We start from the raw sequence: 21,533 nt of genomic DNA, 5'->3' as shown, positions 1-21,533 counted from the left end.
TGTAGCAGGTCGTTGCAACACCATAGCGCTCAGGGATTTCGGACCATGATGACCCGGTGCGAAACCGCCACAGAATACCATTGAGCACCATGCGATCATCAACGCGGGGCACGCCGCGAGGTTTGCAGGGCAACAGCGGCGCAATAATCGACCATTCCCGTTCTGTCAGTTCATAGCGACGACGTGACATCAAATACCTCGTGTTACGAGGCGTTTAAATCACTAATTCATTCAAATAGCTAGGCTATTTATGAGTATACGACCTAGCCTGCACTTCCCGATCTTCAACGGATCTATCCTTATATATTTTCGAGGAGATCGGCCACAAAGCCCGTGTTAAAATTCCCTTTCCTGAACTTCGGATGAGCGAGGATTTGCTTATGGAATGGTGCGGTGGTCGTGACGCCGTCGATAACCAATTCGTCCAGTGCACGTTGCATCGTGGCAATTGCCTCATCGCGATCGGAACCCCAACAAATCAGCTTGCCAACCATTGAATCGTAAAAGGGCGGGATCACATATCCAACTTCTAGATGGCTATCGAGACGCACACCAAACCCGCCCGGAGCACGAAACTGCGGCACAGCACCCGGATTTGGCGCGAAGTTGCGGGCAGCATCTTCCGCATTTATGCGACACTCGATAGCATGTCCGCTCAAGCGGATATCGTCCTGCCGTAGTTCAAGCGGAAAACCGCTGGCGATTTGCAGCTGAAGTTTAATCAGATCAACACCCGTCACCATTTCTGTCACAGGATGCTCAACCTGAATGCGGGTATTCATCTCGATGAAGTAAAAATTGCGATCGATATTATCGAACACGAACTCAATCGTACCGGCATTGCGATATCCGACTTCCCGACACAACGCGACTGCCGCCTCGGACATGCTTTGCCTCAGCGCTGCATCCAGAACTGGCGATGGCGCTTCTTCAATCAGCTTCTGGTTGCGGCGCTGTGTGGTGCAATCGCGCTCACCAAAATGAAGTACTGTCTCGCCATCAGACATGACCTGTATTTCGATGTGGCGGATATCGGTCAGATAGCGCTCGATATAGACGGACGCATCGCCAAAAGCGATTTCCGCCTCGGACATGATTTCGCTAAGATCGCGTTCCAGCGTATCGCCGGATTGTACGATGCGCATACCCCGGCCACCGCCACCCGAAGCCGCCTTGATAAGCAGAGGAAAGCCGACCTCGTTGGCCACCGAGAGCGCTTCTGGATATTCGCTGATGACTTCAACCGAACCCGGCACGGTTGGGACGCCTGCGCGCCGCGCAAGCTTTTTGGCCTCGATCTTATCGCCCATGGTGCGGATCACATGGCTGGCTGGCCCGACAAAGATAATACCATTCTGTTCGCAAATTTGCGCAAATTCAGCGTTCTCTGACAGAAAGCCATAACCGGGATGAATAGCATCCGCCTTCACCGCAACAGCCGCCCCGATGATCGCGTGAGCGTTGCGATAGCTGAATCTTGGTGCAGCCGGACCAATACAAACGCTCTGATCTGCCAATTTGACAGGCAGCGAGTCCGTGTCAGCATCAGAATGAGCGAGCACACAGCGGATGTTGAGTTCCTTACAAGCCCGAATGATACGCAAGGCAATTTCGCCGCGATTGGCAATCAGAACGGTCTTAATGAGATCCGGCATTATCATAACCTTGTTTGAGCATAATCCGACTGGAGTGGACCCAGGATCGACAAGATTATGCTTGAAATAAAAGGAACTAGAGCGCCGATCTAACTCAATTAAATCGGGGCTCTAGGAAGCGGTGTCAGGCGCGGCGCTTGATCACCACCATCGGCTGGCCGTATTCAACGACCTGCTCGTTCTCGACGAGGACACGAGTGACAGTTCCGGCAATGCCTGCTTCGATATTATTCATCAGCTTCATCACTTCGACGATGCAAAGCACCGTATCGGCCTCCACCGCATCGCCAACCGCAACAAAGGCCGCCGCACCGGGCTTTGGCGCGGCATAGAAAGTGCCCACCATGGGGGCCTTAACAACCACCTCATCGACACCGACTTCAATCCCGGTTGAAGCTTTGGCCGATGTGGGTACGACCGGCGGCTCTACCGGTGGCAATGCGGTAACCGCCTTCGCAGGTGCTTGCGCAGCTACCGCATCCGGATCATCATAGATAAGGCCAGCTTTATTGTGGTTGCGTGAAACAAAGAGTTCGACATCGCCATATTTGAGAGAGAATTCCTGCAAGTCCTCAGTCACGCCGACCCAGTCGACAATGGCGCGCAATTCATTGAGATCAGGCGATTTAAGCGACATTTTTCTTTACTCCTTTCTGGAGGTTGATCTGCAGATCGCCCGTTTTGAGGGCAATTGTGCCAGTGGCTTTCTTGTTGTGCAGCGTCTTGATCAGGCCAAGCAGTGGCCGCACGCTTTCATCAACGCGCGCGCCCGAGGCGACGGCCTTCTGCATTTCATCGACCTGCGTTCCCGCAAACATTGCCCGCAGCAGCAGATGATCAATGTTTTCGTTTGGATAACGCTGCCACAAATCTGGCAACATCGGCGGGATTGGAACAGGATCATGCGCAATATTGGATGCGCCATTGGCAAGGATGCGCGCAAAGAGTTCAGGTTCAATCGGCGCCAAAAGCTTGCCATAATAGCCGAGCGCATATTTCTTGATCTCGTTTGGCACCATCCCATAGCGATTACCGGAGATCATATTCATGACTGCCTGCGTACCCACAAACTGCGCAAACGGCGTAATCATGATCGGGAAAGCAAGTTCTGCTCGAACCCGTGCCACTTCATGCAACAACTCGTCAAAGCGATGCGAAAGACCTGCAGTTTCAAGCTGTGAGCGAAAATTCGATAGCATGCCGCCCGGTAGCTGATGCATATAATGTAAGCCGTCATATTCGACCGGCTTACCCAGGGGTTTGCCTTCATCCTCTGCAATCTCGATCAGCCTGTCACTAATTGCAGCAATACGAGCGTCGTCGACATTGACCACATAACCAAGCGCTCGAAGATCCCGCACGATGCGTTGCGTGGAAGGCTGTCCCGCACCACTTGCCAATGGTGCAATGGAGGTGTGCAACGCATCGCAGCCAAGCTCAACCGCTTCCAGATAAACAAGCGGAGCCAGGGCAGTAAGGCAATGACTATGCAGTTCCAAAGGCCGGTCGCCAATCACTTCCTTGATTGCAGGTACAAGGGTACGAATTCGCTCTGGTGTTAGCAGACCACCAGCATCTTTGAGCATTACTGCATCAACATCGGTCTTATCGAGGAGCTCCCTCGCCTTGGCAAAGTAGAGTTCATCCGTATGCACCGGGCTTTCGCAAAAAGACAAAGCACCAAAGGTCGATGCACCAAGTTCCTTGGCACGAATAAGGCCAGGGGCGATATTATCGATGTCGTTCAAACCGTCAAACGAGCCGATAACACGAAAGCCATTGGCATAAAGCCTCTCAACCCAGGCCTCGATAACATCGTCGGCAAGAAAGTCGAACGAAGCAATATTCTTGGAACGGATTAGCGCGCGAAAGCGGGCGTTTGGCGCGTGCTTGTGTGCAAGCCGCACACGGTCCCACGGATCTTCCTTCAGATAGCGCACCGAAACATCAAACTGGATTGGTGCCATCAGATCGATCTGTGAAAACCCGGCCTGATCAAAATCACTCGCCAATGACAAAATATGGTCCGTACGCATGCGGGTCGCCCAAAGGCTCTGATGTCCGTCGCGCAAAGTTGTATCGATAATTCTGATTTCACGCTGGCTACCTGCCGGGCGACCGCCAAGGCTCATCAATGATGCTATCGATTGTCTTTGAGACATAATTTCTCCTCGTTTCATTTGATGGCTCCATGGCTCACCCGATTGCCAACCATCGATGTCAATTCACGAACCCATTGCCGGTGAATTGCGCGCAACAACACTCTGCGCAAACCATGAAATGTTTCTGCGCCTGCAAGAGACATGATGTGAGCTTATCCGCTATGGTCGGTCTGGAGCGTTTCCAGTTCAACCATGGCATTGAAACCGCTGTTTACTTTTCGTTCAATAAAGACGCCGACAAGTAGTCCTGCCGCCATAAATTGCAGGGTGCTTGTCTACTACGGTAGACGAATTGCATAAACAAGATATCCTATCCCACATTACTGAGAAATTCACGTGTTCTTGGATGTTGGGGGCTGGTCAATATTTGGTTTGGCGGGCCTTTCTCTACGACAACACCGCCATCCATGAAATAAACAGTATCGGCAACGTCACGAGCAAAGTTCATCTCATGTGTGACAACAACCATTGTCATACCGCTATTGGCCAAACCGCGCATGACTTCAAGCACCTCCCCCACCAGTTCAGGATCCAGTGCAGAGGTCGGCTCATCAAACAGAATCAACTTGGGCTGCATGGCAAGAGCGCGCGCAATAGCCACACGTTGTTGCTGTCCGCCGGAAAGCTGACTTGGATACGAGTTAGCCTTATGTTTAAGACCAACACGTTCAAGCAGATCGAGTGCCAGCTCTCGCGAAGAATTTTTGTCCATTCTCCTGACTGCGATTGGCCCTTCCATTACGTTCTGCAGTGCAGTTTTGTGAGCAAACAGATTGAACTGCTGAAACACCATGCCAATTGTTGCGCGTCTTGCCGCAGATTCCTTTTCGCCAAGTTCGATCAGCTTATTCCCGTCGAGCCGGTATCCGACAAGATCACCATCAACAGACAGCCAACCTCCATTGATATGCTCAAGATGGTTTATACAACGAAGGAAAGTAGACTTTCCTGAACCGGAAGGTCCGATCAAACAGGCCACTTCTCCCTTGCTGACAATTAGGTCGATCCCCTTGAGAACTTCAACGTCTCCATAGGATTTTGTTACGCCTTCAGCGAGCACCATAGGTTCTTCATTAGGCGCATCTAAACTTTTAGTACTTTCGAAATTGTGCATTGTTACCGCCTATAACCCTGACCAAGTTTTCGCTCCAAAAAGTGCTGACCGACGCCAAGTATAGAACAGACAAGAAGATACCAAATACTTGCAACGATAAGCAGGGGGATGATCTCAAAGGTACGCGCGTAAATCGATTGAGTCGTGTAAAGCAACTCCGGCAAGGCTATAACACTGACAAGTGAGGTCGTTTTCAGCATGAGAATGACTTGATTGCCGGTTGCTGGGACAATCAGGCGGAGTGCTTGTGGCAAGACAATTCGCCAGAATGCTTGTAATTTACGCATGCCGAGTGCGGTCGCGGCTTCATTTTGGCCGGGCCCAACGGCCAGGATGCCGCCACGCACAATCTCCGCCATATAGGCACTCTCATGAAGTGCCAGCCCCAAGACTGCAGCCATGAATGGCGTTACAGAGTTACCCGAGAATGAGAATAGCTCATATCCGCCGGGTAGCCGCAAAGCAATATCAGGGTAAAGGGCAGAAATGTTGAACCAGAACACCAATTGTACCAACAATGGCGTCCCGCGAAATAACCATTTATAGCCAGCCGCAAAGCCGCGCAGCCATGGGTCATCGGACAACATCATCAGAGCAAGCACAATTCCGATAGCAGTACCTGCGATAATCGCAATCACCGTGAGTTGCAGCGTAACCCACAGTCCATTTATGATAGAAGCATTGGTCAAATATTTGGCAACGACATCCCATTGAAAATTAGGATTCGTGGCACTTGACCACATAAATCCAAGAAGCAAAATTCCAATAGCAGCATCCGCAAGCCAACGACCATAAGAGATTTTGCGTACGACCCGAAGGTCGTGCGCGTTTTTAGGCCGTTTGGATCCTCCCAAAGGCACTAATGTTTTGGACACGACAGAGTCAGTCATCACTGCCCTGCCGCAGATTTGAGACCAAGTTCCGGGATATTCCAGTGTTCCATGATTTTCTGATAGCTGCCATCAATAATAAGCGCATCCAAAGCTTCTTTAAACAGGGCAGCCATCGGGTCATCCTTACGGAAAGCGAACCCGGAATAACCGGTAAGATCTGACGTCGGCGTCTTCTCAAATGCGCCTTTACTCTTCATCATGATGTATCCCACATAAGGAGCATCACCGACCCATCCGTCTATCCGCCCTGTTTTTACGGCTAGGCTACCTTCATTGGGGCCAGGAAAGTTTGAAACTTCAATTACGGCTGCGTTTTGTTCTTTGCATTTTTCCTGAAGCCTCGGGATCAGCTCCAAACTTTGTTGCCCTCCAGTCGAAACACCGACCTTTTTGCCGCATAGTTCATAAAGATCGAGATTTTTCGGATTTCCCGCCAGTACCATTACAGAGGTACCGGTACGCTGAAAATCAGCTATAGTCAGCTTTTCGCGCCGTTCGGGTGTTGAATGGAAATATGATAAATCATAACGTTTACCGAGCATGCCAGTGATAATCCCCGCGAACTTAGTCGACTCCATTCTTATTTCGACACCAAGTTTGCGGGCAATGGCTTTCTGCAGATCGATGACATACCCCGACATCTCGTTATTCTCATCAACGAAATAGCTAGGAGGATATTGAGGATCGTAAACTGCAACGAGACCATTTTGATAGTGCTCAGGAATCTTGCCATGGAGTGCAGCATCTGCACCTTCAGGCAATGTTTGTGCAGCGGTATTATAGCTTTGGGTCAGTGCAATTGCGAAACCAAGAGTGGTGCAGACAGTCCGTATTAGATTCACCATAATAGCATTCCTTTAGAATACAATGGATACGGGATTGAGGGATAGGGGCGCATGCCAAAAAGTGTGCAACGGTTTCCGGACACCTATGGGCGTTAAAGCAAATGTTTGAGACGCGCCGATCAGATCAAATCAGATCGAAACTGCCTCTAGATGATGCGTTCAAGTAAATGCGCCCATCCATTTTCTGCAGTGGCTCGCCAATCTGAGACAACAAATTCTGCAGATAGAATTTCTTTAATCTTAAGGCCAGCAAGGTTACAGTAATCCATTTCCCTTTCAGGCCACGTGTCGAGTTTTATAGCGCCTATGCCCTTATTGCGACTGATGATTTTCACGTCCTCAGACGTGTCGCGATTTAAGATTTCGGCAAATCCCATACCTTCACCGGAACAGTCTGGTAAAAGCCGAAGAAGATAATGTGGCCATAGTTGCAGAGCCTCCAAAGTTGGCGCTACTCGCTCTGCAGTATCGGGCTTCCAATTCAATTCAAGGATTGATTTACCGGCCAAGGAAACGTTACACGTCACATTGCCTTCGGGTAATTGGTCAAAACTGATATCCGCGAAAAGTTTGGGGTACCCCCATTTTTCACGACCGCCGGCCACCGTTCGGTTCAAATCTTCAAACTCGAGCAAGGGATGCCCGCCAAGTTTCCCTTTATACTCAACAGCGGCCACGATCATAACATCTTTGAAACCGACGACTTTATTATTTCCAAAGTCAGAGGCGGAGATCAAAATGCGGTCACTCGCAGCATTGAACGGTGTGTTTTTTAAGTTTTCCTCGATCCAAGTAGCCTCAACACGACAATCAAAACTGATTTGTGGCATAGACGGACATTCACTCGGAACAGTCGTTCCGTATGGCAAACGTTTGTAGAGATTTGCCGGGTCGAAATCTTTACGCATTATCTTCCCCTTATTCGTTATTTCTCGTGTGCGAACGCTTTAAGAGATTGACATTCGCTGCTTAATTAGCTTCAAAAGGTTGTTCGTTAAAATGAACGTTCGTTAAAATGAACAGCATTTGACGGGCTGTCAATACGTATTATTGAGGATTTTTTAGTGAGATGAGCAGACCTGCTTAACGCCAAGACCCGGGAATATTGAACCGAAGTCACTCGCTTTTTATCGAGGAGTGACATCTATGCGATTTGATGACTGCCGATCGAATAGGAAAGAATATGAATAAAGCCGACGAAACTGGCAATGAAAGTGAATTTTCAAAGCGGATCGGCGAGCGCATCCGCTATTTCCGAGCTAATCGGAAAATGAGTTTATCGCAACTTTCATCTCAATCTGGTGTCGCCAAAGGAACACTATCCAAGCTTGAAACAGGGGAAGGAAATCCAACAATTCTGACGCTGGGCGCCTTGGCGAGGGTACTGCGTGTTACCCCTGGCGACTTTATCACACCGAAAACAACCAGTGTCTCAATGACAGCTTCGGAAACTGAGTTGCAGGGCCCCGGAATCCACATGTCGTTTTTGTATAGCATTGCTGGACCGACATTATGGAACCTCTATAATTGCTATGTCCCATATTACGATGAGCCATTGGTTTCACCTACACATCCAGGCATCGAACACGTTGTTGTGCTGGATGGCGCTATCAGAATAGGCCCGACGGACAACCCTGTTGTTTTGGAAACAGGAGGGCACATCGTATTTAAAGGCAGCGAACCGCACATTTATGCCCCGATAGCTGGCCCCTGTCGCATACTGCTGATGATGGAATATCCGAGGTCATCGCATGATGAAAGTATTCCGTAAATCGACGGTGTTCTGATCTAGGCTTTGCGAAGCACATGAAGTTGATTGAACAGCCATGGGGCATCGACAAATAGAATATCGTGACTGATCTCGAACCAGAATGGCGCTTTGACGCTCATCGTTTCTATAGACAGCGCGTGATGGATTCTGATTTAATCCAGCTTTAATGTTCTAGGATAGACCGTCATTGCATTAATACTGTACTGCGCACCGGCATTCTGCACTGATCCACGTATATTGTTCAGATTGCCAGTCAATACTGTAGCTCTCATCACAAAACCAATTGGGTTATGCATTGATTCGCAGTCTAAAAATTTTCTTTGCGGATGATAGTTGTTCAAAAGCGAAAAGAATCCGTCCTCAGCTAGAATTATTTCATTTTGGTAAAAGATATTTTTGAAGGATTGACCGAAATTTTTCGATCACCTTATAGCTTTCAAATCGCCTTTGTTAGACGTACTTTCTCTGCCTCTATAGTGACATAGTACATTTAGTATCAATATAAATAAAAAAAGAAACGCATCAATAGACGTTATTTCCTCATTCGTTATTTAACAGATAATCACGGGATCTGTTTCAAACAGGAGACACGCGGCGGCGGTCGCGATCAAGACTGAGAGATCGGCACCGGTACTTATGACAAGTGCTCCAGTACAGCCATAGACGTATGCTGATCCGAATAACACAGATCCGATCCGCTCTAGGTCAGCACGATACCACCATCCACATTCAGACTCTGTCCTGTCACAAAAGCCGCATCATCTGATGCCAGGAACGCGACGGGTCCGACGACATCTTCCGGGTCACCAATGCGGCGCATGGCGGTCTTTTCCTGCCAGGACTGGCGCACGGCAACATCGTCCAGATTGACCCGCCCCATATCGGTCAGGATAATCCCCGGGCAGATGCAGTTGGCCGTAATCCCGTGAGTGCCAACCTCCTGTGCGAGAACGCGGGTAAAGCCCATGACGGCGGCCTTCGATGCGGAATAATGGGCCTGTTCCGGTGCGCCGTGCTTACCGCCGATGGAAGCGATATTGACGATGCGGCCGTATTTCTGCTGCTTCATGTAAGGCAACACAGCCTGAACGACGAGAAACGTTCCCTTCGCATTGACATCGAGAACGCTATCCCAATGCTCTTCCTTGAGGTGCTCCACATCGCTGGCGATGAGAATACCTGCATTGTTGACAATTGCATCGATACGACCAAAAGCATCAGCCGTCTTCTTGACCATCGCTTCAACATCGGCCTTGTTGCTCACATCGGCATAGACGGTCAGGGCGCGGCGACCTGTGGCTTGGATTTCCTGTGCCACCTCCTGCAACGCATCTTTCTGACGCTCGATGTCGTTGATCGCCACATCGAAGCCGCGCGCGGCCATACCAATTGCGATAGCTCGGCCAATACCACGGCTTGCGCCGGTGACCAGAGCAATTTTTGCCTGTTCAGTCATCTTATTCTCCCAAAATCAAAGCGCGGTGTAACCGCCGTCTACGGCAAGCACAGTTCCCGTCACGAAGCTTGCGGCATCGGACGCCAAAAACAGAACAGCATTAGCGATCTCTCGCGGTTCTCCCAGCCGACCCTGCGGCGTCATGCGCATCCAGTTTGAAAACCACTCCTCATTGCTGCGGCCAGCAAGCGTAAGTTCCGTTGCGGTGTAACCCGGCGCAACCGCGTTGACCCGCACGCCTTGCTTTGCCCATTCAACAGCCAAAGACTTGGTGATGAGGTTTACCCCGGCCTTGGCAGCGTTATAGGCAACCTGCGGCTGCGGATAGACAACAATCTCGCCGCACATGGAAGAGATGTTGACAATGGCACCGCTCCCTACAGCAGCCATGCGTTTGCCAAAGGCCTGAGCACAAAAGAAGACGCCGTTGAGATTGACGTCGATCACCGCGCGCCAATCTGCTTCAGATGTTTCGCCCGCCGGGCCGTTCCGAACAATGCCCGCATTGTTGACCAGAACGTCGGGAACGCCAACCTCGGCAGCAATCGCTTCGGCTGTTCGCTCTGCTGCGTCACGATCCGTGACATCCAGAATGTAGGGACTTGCAGATGAAGGACGGCGCGCATTGAGTTCCGCGGCCGTCTGCTTCCCGGCCGCTTCATCGCGGTCCGTGATGATGACCGTCGCGCCGGCTTCAACGAAAAGCTCGGCAATGGCTCGCCCAATACCCCTTGCGCCACCGGTTATGACAGCGCGCTTGCCGGCCAGTTGAAAATCTTTGAGCATTTCGTCCTCCCACTACAATGCCTCAGGCAGCTTGTACGGCCTTCAGCGCCGGATAGAGTGATCGATATTGCTGGTAGATTTCATTGTAGCGTGCGGTCTCGCGCGGACGTGGTTCGATACGCTTGCCCAGTCTGACCATCGCGGCAATGCCGTCATCAATACTTGCGAAATGGCCAGCCCCATGCGCGGCCAGAACCGCAGCCCCGACAGAAGGCGCATCACGCGATTGCGGCACGCAGACCGGCAACCCAGCCGTGTCGGCATGGATTTGCAGCCAGAGCGGCGATGCGCTGGCCCCGCCGCCAACCGTAATTTCCTCCCCGCGATAACCAGCCTCGGCCATAGCATCGAGAATGGCGCGTGTGCCGAAACTGATACCTTCCATGATGGCACGGAAGATATGATGCGGTTCATGCGCCAGCGTTAGACCGACAATTGCGCCGCGAGACAAGGCGTCGGTATAGGGCGTGCGGTTACCCTGAAAATGATCCTGCACCAGAAGGCCTTCTGCACCCGGCTCCAGCGCAGCCGCCTTGGCGTTCAACGCGTCCATATCCATGGTGCCGTTCATCATGCGCCCAAGCCATGCGATGATAGATCCGGTGGAAGTCTGCCCGCCTTCGATAATGTAGCGTCCCGGATAGACCATGTTGGGATAGCTGCCCCAAATGCCCGGCGCATGCAGAGGCTTATCTGCAACACCAAATTGCAAGTGAGATGAACCGGTTATCAGCGCAAGCTGACCCGGCTTGGCAACGCCAAGGCCGATCATGCCGATGAGTGCATCGGCTCCGCCCTGCACCACCTTTACGCGCTGCGAAAGGCCAAGTGCGGAAGCAGCAGATGCGCAAAGCCCGCCAATAACTTCGCCGGGCGCGACTACGCGAGATGGCCATTTCTGTAGCAGAGCTCCAAGACCAAGTTTCTCCAGAAGCGTAACCGGAAAGCCGTCGCGATCCGTCGAATAGTGCCAGCGAAGCGAGACATTATTGAGGCTCGCCGCCTTTTCACCGGTCAGACGCAAGGTCATGAAATCCTGATACTCGCAGATTGTATCTGCCTTCTCGAAGACTTTCGGCTCATTGCGCGCGATCCACAAGGCTTTCGGGATCATCCATTCCGCGGAAACCGGCCCTCGCCCGCCGCCATTGGCCTGCAAGGCCTGATCGCCGGTTGCAAGTACGGCATCCGCTTCGGCACTTGCTCGGACATCCATCCAGATGATCGAAGGGCGCAGCGGCTTGCCGTCCGCATCCAGAGCCACGACCGTGCAGCTGGTCGTCGCCAGCGTGATCGCTTCAATTGCCGACGGGTCGACAGCCGATTCCGCTATCGCCTTGCGTGCGGCCTGGACGAAGCATGACCACCAGTCTTCCGGATTTTGCTCCGCGCGCGCGCCGCTGGAAAACTTCGTCTCATAGGGAACTGCCGCGCTTGCAAGGCAAGTGCCCGACAAGTCGTAAACCCGTGCCCGGATACTTTCCGTTCCTCCGTCGGCGGTGAGAAAATAAGCCATTCAATTCCTCCCGAGGCGGCTGCGAAAACTCCTCCAGTCTTCGCATGCCTCATCGCGCGATTTTCAACTCAGGCCGCGAAATGCTTCCAGCGCCTTGACCGCATACATGACTGCCGGGCCGCCGCCCATTTCAACAGCGACTTCAAGCGCTTCGATCAGTTCTTGTTCGGTTGCGCCGTGCCGGATGGCCGCGTCCACGTGGTAGAGGATGCAATCTTCGCACCCCTTCACCACGGCAATGCTGACCGCAATCAATTCGCGCTGCGCCGATGAAAACGCGCCAGCGGCCGTTGCGGTCTTACTCACCTTGGCAAAGCCACTCATCAGTTCGGGTGCAGATTTTGCAAATGCACCAAGCCGTGCTTGCGCTTCTTTCAGACCTAGCCTGACATCGTCAGTCATGGGAGCTCCCCGTGGAATTTATAATCAGATCAAGCACATCTTGGGACTGATCCCATTGCGGCATATGGCCGGACTGACCGAGGAAATGCACGGCAATCGATGATGGCAATGCGGTCGCCTGTTGCCATGGGATGATGCGATCCAGCAGACCAACGAGAACACGAACTGGCTTTGCGCGAGAAAGCTTTTCTAGGGCCGGAACGATGTCGGAGGTTTGCCCCCAAGGACCCACAATCGCTGCCGAAAGCGCTTTGAGACGCCCCTTGGCCGTGGTGGTCGCAAATTCCGCCGCCAGTTCCGGTGAAAGCTCGACCGGCTTGGCTGCGATACGGCGCAACAGATGGCTGACTTCGCCAGCCGTCGTTGCATTGGCCATGCCGGAGATAAAGCCGGCATCGACTTCAGAACCAAGTCCCGCCGGCGCGATAAGCGTCAGGCTCGAAATGCGGTCTGCATGGGCATCAGCAAATTGCGCCGCAGCGACGGCACCAAGAGAATGCGCGACGATGTCAACCTCGGCAATTCCCAGAGCATCAAGGAACGCAGGCAGGAAGGCGCTGAGTTCAGCCGCGTCCGCGGCATCGATTGTCGTTAGTCCATGGGCAGGCAGATCGGGCACGATAACACGGCATTTTGCACGCCGCAGACCCGCTGCAATGCCGCTCCAGGTCGTCCGGTCGCCGGAGAAACCGTGTAGCAAGAGGATTGTGCGGCCGTTCTTCGGCCCCTGATCCAGATAGGCGACGCGACCATTTGCAAGATCGATAAAATGCACGGCGCCATTCGATTTCGAACCGTCAGAAGCCGCAAGCACATCTTCCTTCTCGATTCGACCCCGGCGTCCGCTGCCCGAAAGCGAATTGATGTCGATGCCATTCTGGCGAGCAACCTTGCGAGCAAGTGGCGTTGCGCGAACACGATCACCGCTGTTTGTAGAAGCAGCAGGTTTGGTAACGGAAGCTTCCACAGCCCCTTGAACTGGTTCAACGTCTTGAGCAGTCGCCGCCGATGATTCCGGCGCTTCATCTTCGCCGTCGCTGGTCCAGTCGGGTCCAGTGCCAATGTCGATGCGCGCCAGAGGCGCGCCGACAACCACATGGTCGCCAATAGCGCCGATCCACTCATTGAGCGTGCCGTCACCCAATGCCGGAAATTCGGCTACCGTCTTGTCGGTTTCGATTTCAATGATCGAATCCCCGCGCTTGAAACTGTCACCCGGCTTGACGAGAAAGCCGACAATCTTGCCTTCCTCCATCGTCTCGCCAAGGCGCGGCATTTTCAAAATCCGTTCACTCATGACAACATTCTCTCGGCAACGGAGCGGATGAAATCGATCGTCGGAACGCTACCCGTTTCAAGCTCCTGCGAAACTGAAATCGGAATGTCCTCACCGGCAACACGTACCACCGGCTGTTCGAGGTAGTCGAAGCATTCCTCGGTAATGCGAGCGGCGAGTTCCGCCGCAACACCGGCGGTCATCACACCCTCCGAGACCACCATCGCCTTACCGACGCGCTCGACATGTTCGCGCACCGTGTCGAAATCCAGTGGGTTGAGCGTGCGCAGGTCGATGACCGTCGCCTCGATACCCTTAGCGGATAGCTTCTCGGCAGCATCGAGCGCATAGTGCAGCTGGCGCGAATAGGCGACTATGACGAGATCCTTGCCGGTACGGCGCACAGCGGCTTTGCCCCATGCGAGCGGCTCGGCGTCGAGATCGACCTCTTCCTTGCGGGTGTAGAGAGCCTTGTGCTCGATGAAGACCACAGGGTCGGGCTTCGTCAGGCTCTGGCGCAGCAGATGGTAAGCGTCCTGAACCGTGGCTGGCATGGCCAGGCGCAGACCCGGCGTATGCATGACCCAGGCTTCAAGGCTCTGCGAGTGCTGGGCGCCGGCGGAACGTCCGGTGCCGCCTTGGGTGCGCAGAACCATCGGCACGCCAATCTGACCACCGAACATATAGCGGATCTTAGCCGCCTGATTGGCAAGCTGGTCCATCGTCATGCCCAGAAAATCAATATACATTAGCTCGGCAACCGGACGCAGGCCGGTCATGGCAGCGCCAACCGCAGCACCGACAATGGCCGGTTCGGATATCGGCGTGTCAATCAGGCGTTCAGGGCCGTATTTGCCAATGAGATCCTTCGTGACACCATAAGCGCCACCATAGCGCCCCACCTCTTCGCCGATCACGACGATGGTGCTGTCTTCCGCCATGGCATCATCCAGCGCTTTACGCAGCGCGTCGCGGTAAGTCATGGCAACCATTATGCTTCATCCTTGGAAAGTACGCGGTCGATACGGGTGCGAACGGGTTCGGGCTCAGGTTCGTCCACGGCATAAACATCCTTGAACATGGAGGTGAGCGGCGGCGCCTTGGACTCGACAGTGAAGTCGATGGTAGCGTCCATCTCGGCAGTGATGTCGCCATCCATGGCGTCGAGTGCAGCTTCCTGCGCCAATCCGGATGAAACGAGCCGATCGCGGGTGAACTTCACCGGATCCTTCTTGCGTCCTTCCAGTTCCTCTGCCTCTGCGCGATATGGGCTCTTGTCCATGCGCGCATGGCCAAAGAACCGGTAGCAGGTGACCGACAGGAAGCCCGGCTTGCCGAGCCGCGCATCGTCGATCAACCCTTGAGCCGCATTCTTGACTTCCTCGACATCTATGCCATCGACAACAGCACCGTTAAGGCCGAATGCATGCGCGCGCTGATCGAAAGCCGTGTTGGCGGTCGCCCGATCGACCCGCGTTCCCATACCGTACTGGTTGTTGATGCAGACGAACACCACCGGCAGACCCCACAGGGCCGCCATGTTCATGCTCTCATAAAGAATGCCCTGCTGCATCGCGCCGTCGCCAAAGAAAGCGAGCGAAACGGAATTCTTCTTCAGATATTTGCTCGACAGTCCTGCGCCAACGACGGCGGGAATACCGCCACCGACGATGGCATTGGCGCCCAGATGACCGAGCGCCATGTCGGCAATGTGCATGGAACCGCCCTTGCCGTGGCAATAGCCTGTTTCCTTGCCGCCGATTTCGGCCATCATCTGCCTCGGATCAGCGCCACGCGCCAGAAAGATACCGTGGCCCCGATGGTGGGTTGTGAAGGTGTCCTGCGGCTGCATGGCGGCACATACACCGGCGGCAGCACCTTCTTCACCAATGGAAAGGTGAAGCATCGAACCTGCCGTCTGGCCGCGCACGAAGAGTTCGCCGACGCGTTCTTCGAAAGTGCGGATACGACGCATCGTTCTATAGAGTTCAAGAAGATTGGAATTACTCGGATTTTGCACGTGCGCCTCCGACAGACCTGTCTGTTGTAAATTTTTCATGATGTCCGGTTCAGTGCCCTCAGAGGAGCTTTAGTTTGGTGGTACGCGAAACAACCGCGACCGCGACGAGAATGATGAGGCCTTTCACAATGCTCTGGATGTAGGTGTCCATGCCAATCAGATTGAGGCCGTTATTGATGACGCCGATGAACAGCGCGCCGAAGAAGGTTCCGGCGACTGTTGCCGTGCCGGGTCGAAACATGGTCATGCCAATGAAAACTGTTGCAAGACCGTCGAGGAGATAGCGCTCACCAGCATTGGGCTGGCCGGAACCGAGACGCGCCGCCAGAAGCGCACCCGCGACCGCTGCAAAGATAGAGCAAACGATCAGCGCAGCCGCTCGATAGAAGCGACCGTTGACGCCCGAAAGTTCCGCAGCCTTGAGATTGCCCCCGACAGCGTAGATGTAACGGCCGAAGACGGTGCGCTCCATGATGAACCAAGCGACGAACACGACGATCACCATTGCATAGGCAAGCACGGGAATACCGAAAAGCTGTCCCTGTCCCAGCCAGAGATAGCTGGCCGGAAGGCCACCATAGATCGCCCGTCCGCCGGTCATCAGAAAGTTGATGCCATAAAGAATGGAGCCTATGGCAAGCGTGGCAATCAGCGAAGGCACACCGACAAGAGTGACGAGCGCCGCATTGACGGCCCCCACGACAAACCCTGCCCCCAATCCAGCAAGCAAGGCCAAAGGCAAGGGTGTGCCCGCGACCAGCAGCAGAGGCACCAATACACCGGCCATCCCGACCATATATCCGACCGAAAGGTCCATTTCGCGTGCGGCAAAACCGAAGGTCAGGCCCGCGCCGACGATGGTGAGCATGGCAATCTGCTGAAGAATGTTGAGCAGATTATTGGCTGTCAAAAAACGGTCCACCGTCAACGAGAAGCCCGCGAACAGTAGGAGCAACACGAAGAGCGTGGAATATTTCAGCAGCCATTCGCCCTTGAGCTTCTTGCCGAAGCTCTGCGCATGACGCGACGATTGCGGGGCAACAGCGGGGTTCTGTGTATTCATAGGATGACTCCTGCCATCGCGGCAATAAACTTCGCTTCGGAAAAGGCCTCACGCGGAATTTCCGCGCCCGGGGAGCCATTCACGAAGGGGATAACGCGGTCTGCCACGTCTGCAATTTCCAGAAGGTCGGACGAGGTGACCAAAATGGCCACGCCCTTGTCGGCGAGCCTGCGCATCTGCGCGTGAATTTCACGCTTCGCGCCGATATCGACACCCTCCGTCGGCTCGATGAAAATCATCAGCCGGTAGTGATCGTCTGCGCCGTAAAGCCACTTGCCGATCGACACCTTCTGCTTGTTGCCGCCGCTCAGATCCTTCACGAACTGATTGCGCGAATGCGCTTTCACGTTCAGAAGCTGCATGGTGCGGTCGGCTTCCTGCGCTTCACGGCGCATCGACAGTACGCCTGTACCGCTCAAGGCCGCAAAGGACGGATGCACCATGGCAAGGTTTTCACGCACGTCCCAATCGCCGATCAGCGAATATTCCATGCGGTGATCGGGAACCAGCGCAACACCCTTTTTCTGCATGGTGCGCGCATCGATCCGGGTGATTGTTTCACCCTGAAAACGGCATGTGCCGCTGGTGACGCCGCTTGCCGTATAAAGCGAACGGGCAAAGCCAAAATGGCCAGCGCCAGTCAGGCCAATCAGACCGACGATCTCACCCGCACGGATGGAAAATTTGTCAACGTGCAGACCACCGGCATGCCAATTGCTGACTTCCAGCACCACAGGACCGAAACTGCGATTGTAACTGGCTTCCTGCGCCATCGCCGTCTTGCCGCCCGAGCGTTGCAGCATCATATCGATCAACCCGGCTTCGCTCGCTTCCGTGGCCTGAAGCGTCGCAATGTGACGACCATCGCGCAGAACTGTAATTCTATCGCTCAATGCCATGATTTCAGAAAGGAAATGGCTGATCAAAACGATCCCGACGCCTTGCTGCGGCAGGGTCTTGATGATCTCCCAAAGGCTCTCTTTTTCGCGTGCAGGCAATGTCGCCGTGGGTTCATCGAGGATGAGCAAACGGACATTGCCACGCAGTGCGCGGACAATCTCGATGATCTTCTGATCTGCCATAGGCAGCATATCGACCTGCTCGTCGAGGTCGATGGAAACTTGAGGGAACCAGCGCTTGAGCAAGTCATTGGCGCGCGACAGCAGCTTGCGCTTGTCGATCACACCAAGGCCCATGCGAGGCTCGTCGCCCAGCAGAATATTCTGCGCGCCGGTCAATCCGGGAACGAGACTGCCCTCCTGCGACACATGCGCGATACCCTTGCGCAGCGCATCACCGGCACTTGCAAGCTTCACCTCGGTGCCATCAATGGTGATCGTGCCCGAAGTCGGGCTTTTGCTGCCGCCAAGAATACTGACCAGAGTGGTCTTTCCGGCGCCGTTTTCTCCGATCAGTCCATGCACCTCATCAAACCGGAACTCGGCGCTCACCTGATCCAGCGCCAGCGTTCCGGGATAGGACATAACGATCTGCGACAGGCTTACGGCCATCGGAGAACTCCCATGAATTCTATCTACTCTAAAAGAGGCCGGAGCGCGGAACGTTCACGCTCCGGCCAGATGCAGGCAACATTGGGGGCTTGCCTACTTCTTCGGGAGGAAGTCCTTGCAGTTCTGCTTGGTGACGAGCGGCGCATTGAGATAAACGGTCTTCGACGGAATGACCTTTGCAGCGTCTTCCTTCTTGACCACAATGCTCTCGATCCATTCGCCGGTCTGTGCGCCCATCTTTTCAAATGGCTGCGAAACCGTTGCGATCATCAGGCTATCAGGCTTGCAGACTTCTTCGATCGCCTGCGGATGGCCGTCGATGCCGATGACTTTGACATTCTTCAATCCGGCAGCGTTCAGTGCGTTGATGGCAGCCTGTGCAGGCTCATCCCAAGGCGCCCACACGGCATTGATGTCTTCGCCAAAGCGCGATGCATAGTCCTGCATGGTCTTGGTCGTATCTTCGAAGAAAGCCGTGTAATCGATATTGTGCTCGGCAATGACCTTCACTTCCGGATATTCCTTCAGCACGGTTTCCATCACGTCGCCGCGCTTGCGCGTGCCGTGGTGCTCTGCCATGCGCAGGAAGATCAGATTGCCCTTGCCGCCCATTTCATTGAGCAAATATGGCGACACATCAGCCGACATGGCCCAGTTATTAGTAGTGACATCGACCACAACGCCGTCAACCTGACCGCTATCGATGGCGAAAACCGGGATTTTGGCCGCAACAGCGGAATCGATGGCAGCACGCGAGGCGCGCAGATCCGACATGCTGACAATGATTGCGTCAACACCGCGCGAGGCTGCATCCTGAATGTTTGACGCCGTGCGTTCGCCCGAGCCGCCGCTATCCAGAACGCTGATGCTCCAATCCTTGTTGGTTTCTTTGAGCCAGGCATCGAAGCCGGCTTTTGCACGCTGCTCGGACTGCGCCGCAGCGTTGGAATGCACCCAGGCCACATTGGTAGCAGACGCGCTTGCCGTGCCCATGAGCATGGCCAGAGCTGCGACAGCCATGGTTTTCCTAAAAAGTTCCGAACCCATTTTTTCCTCCCGAAGGCCATGTGGTTGGCTCCACAACTGGCTTTGAATTACTGTTTCCCGGCACACATGCAGTTCAGTTCGAGCTGGCGTCTGTTACGGATGGCCCCATCGCCTTCCGCACTCCTCCACACCCGATGCACTGGCGAATGTCGGTCTCTGCTCCTCCAGAAACGCCATTCGGCTGCCTGTGCTTCAGGTTCCATTCCGATTGACCTGCCCGCTCTTTCGCGCTCTTGTCCGCCGGAACGATTGGTATTAAGCGTCGTCAAATTACAAATGTCAAATAGAAATACATTTGTAATTTGACATACAGGAATTGAACGAGGGACAAATGAGCGAATCCGAAGATAGCCTCATGGTGCGCGTCGCGTGGCTCTATTACGTTGGAGGATTCAACCAGGAGGCGACCGCATCCCGACTGGGCCTGACCCGGGCGCGCGTGAACAAGATATTGGGTGAGGCCCGCGAAAGCGGCCTTGTCAGCATTTCCATCGACCATCAGAACGCAGGCACATTGCCCGTGGAAAACGAGCTGATGCGTCGCCATGGATTGGATTTTTGTATTTCAACACCGCCATTTGGCTTTCATGCCGGTGAAGATACTGCATCCGAAATCCGCAAGCAGGTTTCATTCCGGGCCGTCGGTGTTGCCGCTGCCACCTATCTGAAAAGCTTTCTGGCCGACAACGAGGAAGCGATCATCGGCACCGGTTGGGGCCGAACCATCGAACAGATGACATTACAACTTGCAGGTGTACGCGCGCCACAGGCGCGTTTCATCTCCGTCATGGGATCGCTGACCGCGAACTCCGCCTATAATCCGTTTGAAGTTGTGCACATGCTGGCCCGGCGTACGGGCGGGCAAGGCTTTTTCCTGCCGGTTCCGTTCATCGCCGATTCCGCAGAAGACCGAAAAGTCCTCATCTCGCAACGTTCTGTGGCGCGTGCGCTGGACATTGCCCGCACCGCCTCCGTCTGCTTCATCAGCGCTGGTGAGTTGACGGAGGACTCACTGCTGCGCCGCCAGAACATGCTCAGCAAATCCGAACTGGAAAGCCTGCGTGCCGCCGGTGCAATCGGTGACACCAACGGCATTTTCTACGACAAGGACGGCCAGCAGGTCGAGCACGAGATGAATCAGCGCACCATCGCTCTCAGCTTTGCCGAACTGAAGAAGGTTCAAGTCGTGCTGCTCATCGCCGGGCAGGAGAAAGCGCTTGCGGCCAAAGCACTTCTGAAAAGTGGCATCGTCAACGGCCTCATTATCGATGGTGATGCCGCTGTAGCACTGAACCAGCTACTATAATTAGCCAGACTAAACTCCAGCGCAGCAACTTTATCTTTAACGTTTTTTGATGCCTCCATAAGCTACGGAGGAGGCGGTGGTTACAAGCCTTCTGCCGATTGCGACGCTAACGGCTTGTGGAATTGCCGCGTTTGTTGTTTCGTTGTGTGGCAGATTTCAGAACACAGATTTTTACGCTCTGGGCACGCGGCCCGGTGCACAAACAGGCTCAATACCCGCCGCCCTTCGCCGCAAACTTAAGGTTGATTGGTATTATTTTGCTGTCCCACAGCACCGGAGCGCCTGACTCAGCTTGACCGCATAACGCGACAAGCGGGCAGTCACCTGGTATCCAGCCAAGAAACCAACTGTCGTTAAAGCATTCGCTATGCCTTGAAAAAGTTATGAACCGCTGCCCCCGCAATGGGCGGTCCGCTGATAGTTAAATAAGAACAGGATGCTCTTCCGCACACAAGGCGGAAGAGGCTCTATGTCTTGCCACCTGATATAGTTGGCGCCAAGGCCATTGTTCTCGTCATCAGCAGTCTGCTGGGCGACCTCAACGCCGTCATCGATGGTCTTTGCGTCGCCTCCGCGAGCCATTGAACGCGGGAGAAATGAGTTTTTCAGCAATGCGTCGCGATGATGATGAGGAAGATAGCGAACCGCGGACCGCGCAGAGAGCTTTTCCAAGCTGCTGAATAAGCCGTAGGCCGGTCGTGCGTTTCTCC

21 protein-coding genes are annotated in these 21,533 nt (G+C 54.0%); 2 read left to right on the top strand and 19 right to left on the bottom strand.

Translation table 11 applies throughout. The annotated features are described in order from the left end of the window. The 8 genes from JAU75_RS23480 to JAU75_RS23445 all read right to left on the bottom strand — a co-directional run. On the bottom strand, positions 1-190 hold a 190-nt coding region (locus JAU75_RS23480), incomplete at its 3' end, for a transposase (protein WP_199058794.1). A gap of 109 nt (positions 191-299) precedes the next feature. Further along, positions 300-1,655, bottom strand: a complete 1,356-nt coding sequence (gene accC / locus JAU75_RS23475; RefSeq protein ID WP_199058893.1) for an acetyl-CoA carboxylase biotin carboxylase subunit — start codon at positions 1,653-1,655, stop codon at positions 300-302. Positions 1,656-1,779: 124 nt separating this feature from the next. Continuing rightward, positions 1,780-2,292 (bottom strand): acetyl-CoA carboxylase biotin carboxyl carrier protein, encoded by a 513-nt coding sequence (gene accB, locus JAU75_RS23470; protein ID WP_199058892.1) that lies wholly within the window; start codon positions 2,290-2,292, stop codon positions 1,780-1,782. Then, positions 2,282-3,817: a hypothetical protein gene (locus JAU75_RS23465; protein ID WP_199058891.1), complete on the bottom strand. Its 1,536-nt coding sequence runs from the start codon at positions 3,815-3,817 to the stop codon at positions 2,282-2,284. Before JAU75_RS23465 ends, accB begins: the two co-directional genes overlap by 11 nt. A gap of 310 nt (positions 3,818-4,127) precedes the next feature. Next, entirely contained in the window at positions 4,128-4,931 is an 804-nt protein-coding gene (locus JAU75_RS23460) for an amino acid ABC transporter ATP-binding protein (protein WP_371836241.1), read from the bottom strand. Between the two features lie 2 nt (positions 4,932-4,933). Next, positions 4,934-5,821 carry an amino acid ABC transporter permease gene (locus JAU75_RS23455; RefSeq protein WP_199058890.1) on the bottom strand — a complete coding sequence of 296 codons (888 nt, stop codon included), beginning with the start codon at positions 5,819-5,821 and terminating at the stop codon, positions 4,934-4,936. Further along, positions 5,821-6,669, bottom strand: coding sequence for a transporter substrate-binding domain-containing protein (locus JAU75_RS23450; RefSeq protein WP_199058889.1), 849 nt, complete (start codon positions 6,667-6,669; stop codon positions 5,821-5,823). Before JAU75_RS23450 ends, JAU75_RS23455 begins: the two co-directional genes overlap by 1 nt. 146 nt (positions 6,670-6,815) lie before the next feature. Beyond that, a complete protein-coding gene (locus JAU75_RS23445; protein WP_199058888.1) occupies positions 6,816-7,577 on the bottom strand; it encodes an acetoacetate decarboxylase family protein in 762 nt (253 codons plus the stop codon). Between the two features lie 275 nt (positions 7,578-7,852). Here JAU75_RS23445 and JAU75_RS23440 point away from each other — a divergent pair, with 275 nt between their 5' ends. After that, positions 7,853-8,440, top strand: a complete 588-nt coding sequence (locus JAU75_RS23440; protein WP_199058887.1) for an XRE family transcriptional regulator — start codon at positions 7,853-7,855, stop codon at positions 8,438-8,440. Between the two features lie 700 nt (positions 8,441-9,140). On the opposite strand, the gene JAU75_RS23435 is transcribed toward JAU75_RS23440, so the two are convergent. The 10 genes from JAU75_RS23435 to JAU75_RS23390 form a co-directional block, all read right to left on the bottom strand. Then, positions 9,141-9,896: an SDR family NAD(P)-dependent oxidoreductase gene (locus JAU75_RS23435; protein ID WP_199058886.1), complete on the bottom strand. Its 756-nt coding sequence runs from the start codon at positions 9,894-9,896 to the stop codon at positions 9,141-9,143. Between the two features lie 15 nt (positions 9,897-9,911). Continuing rightward, on the bottom strand, positions 9,912-10,682 hold the full coding sequence (locus tag JAU75_RS23430) for an SDR family oxidoreductase (protein WP_199058885.1): 771 nt from the start codon (positions 10,680-10,682) through the stop codon (positions 9,912-9,914). Positions 10,683-10,704: 22 nt separating this feature from the next. Then, complete coding sequence (locus tag JAU75_RS23425; protein ID WP_199058884.1) at positions 10,705-12,198, bottom strand: FGGY-family carbohydrate kinase; 1,494 nt, start codon at positions 12,196-12,198, stop codon at positions 10,705-10,707. A 63-nt stretch (positions 12,199-12,261) separates the two neighbouring features. Continuing rightward, the gene (locus JAU75_RS23420; RefSeq protein ID WP_199058883.1) at positions 12,262-12,600 is read right to left on the bottom strand and encodes a carboxymuconolactone decarboxylase family protein; all 339 of its coding nucleotides are present in this window, start codon (positions 12,598-12,600) and stop codon (positions 12,262-12,264) included. Then, a complete protein-coding gene (locus JAU75_RS23415; RefSeq protein ID WP_199058882.1) occupies positions 12,593-13,897 on the bottom strand; it encodes an acetoin dehydrogenase dihydrolipoyllysine-residue acetyltransferase subunit in 1,305 nt (434 codons plus the stop codon). The genes JAU75_RS23420 and JAU75_RS23415 overlap by 8 nt, the downstream gene beginning before the upstream one ends. After that, positions 13,894-14,868 carry a pyruvate dehydrogenase complex E1 component subunit beta gene (locus JAU75_RS23410; RefSeq protein WP_199058881.1) on the bottom strand — a complete coding sequence of 325 codons (975 nt, stop codon included), beginning with the start codon at positions 14,866-14,868 and terminating at the stop codon, positions 13,894-13,896. The genes JAU75_RS23415 and JAU75_RS23410 overlap by 4 nt, the downstream gene beginning before the upstream one ends. Beyond that, positions 14,868-15,896 (bottom strand): thiamine pyrophosphate-dependent dehydrogenase E1 component subunit alpha, encoded by a 1,029-nt coding sequence (locus tag JAU75_RS23405; RefSeq protein WP_371836240.1) that lies wholly within the window; start codon positions 15,894-15,896, stop codon positions 14,868-14,870. The genes JAU75_RS23410 and JAU75_RS23405 overlap by 1 nt, the downstream gene beginning before the upstream one ends. A gap of 58 nt (positions 15,897-15,954) precedes the next feature. Next, the gene (locus JAU75_RS23400) at positions 15,955-16,959 is read right to left on the bottom strand and encodes an ABC transporter permease (RefSeq protein ID WP_199058879.1); all 1,005 of its coding nucleotides are present in this window, start codon (positions 16,957-16,959) and stop codon (positions 15,955-15,957) included. Further along, positions 16,956-18,470 (bottom strand): sugar ABC transporter ATP-binding protein, encoded by a 1,515-nt coding sequence (locus tag JAU75_RS23395; protein ID WP_199058878.1) that lies wholly within the window; start codon positions 18,468-18,470, stop codon positions 16,956-16,958. The genes JAU75_RS23400 and JAU75_RS23395 overlap by 4 nt, the downstream gene beginning before the upstream one ends. A gap of 93 nt (positions 18,471-18,563) precedes the next feature. After that, positions 18,564-19,490: a substrate-binding domain-containing protein gene (locus JAU75_RS23390; RefSeq protein ID WP_247880604.1), complete on the bottom strand. Its 927-nt coding sequence runs from the start codon at positions 19,488-19,490 to the stop codon at positions 18,564-18,566. A gap of 358 nt (positions 19,491-19,848) precedes the next feature. On the opposite strand from JAU75_RS23390, the gene JAU75_RS23385 reads away from it, so the two are divergent. Next, positions 19,849-20,823 carry a sugar-binding domain-containing protein gene (locus JAU75_RS23385; RefSeq protein ID WP_199058876.1) on the top strand — a complete coding sequence of 325 codons (975 nt, stop codon included), beginning with the start codon at positions 19,849-19,851 and terminating at the stop codon, positions 20,821-20,823. A 381-nt stretch (positions 20,824-21,204) separates the two neighbouring features. Here the strand turns inward: JAU75_RS23385 and JAU75_RS23970 are convergent. Then, positions 21,205-21,533: hypothetical protein (locus JAU75_RS23970; RefSeq protein ID WP_210339397.1), on the bottom strand; the 329-nt coding region annotated here is incomplete at its 5' end.

Origin of the sequence: Ochrobactrum sp. Q0168 (assembly GCF_016427605.1) — a bacterium.
Taxonomy (GTDB): domain Bacteria; phylum Pseudomonadota; class Alphaproteobacteria; order Rhizobiales; family Rhizobiaceae; genus Brucella.
Note: the sequence above shows the minus strand (reverse complement) of the source record. Positions and strands in the feature narration are given on the sequence as shown.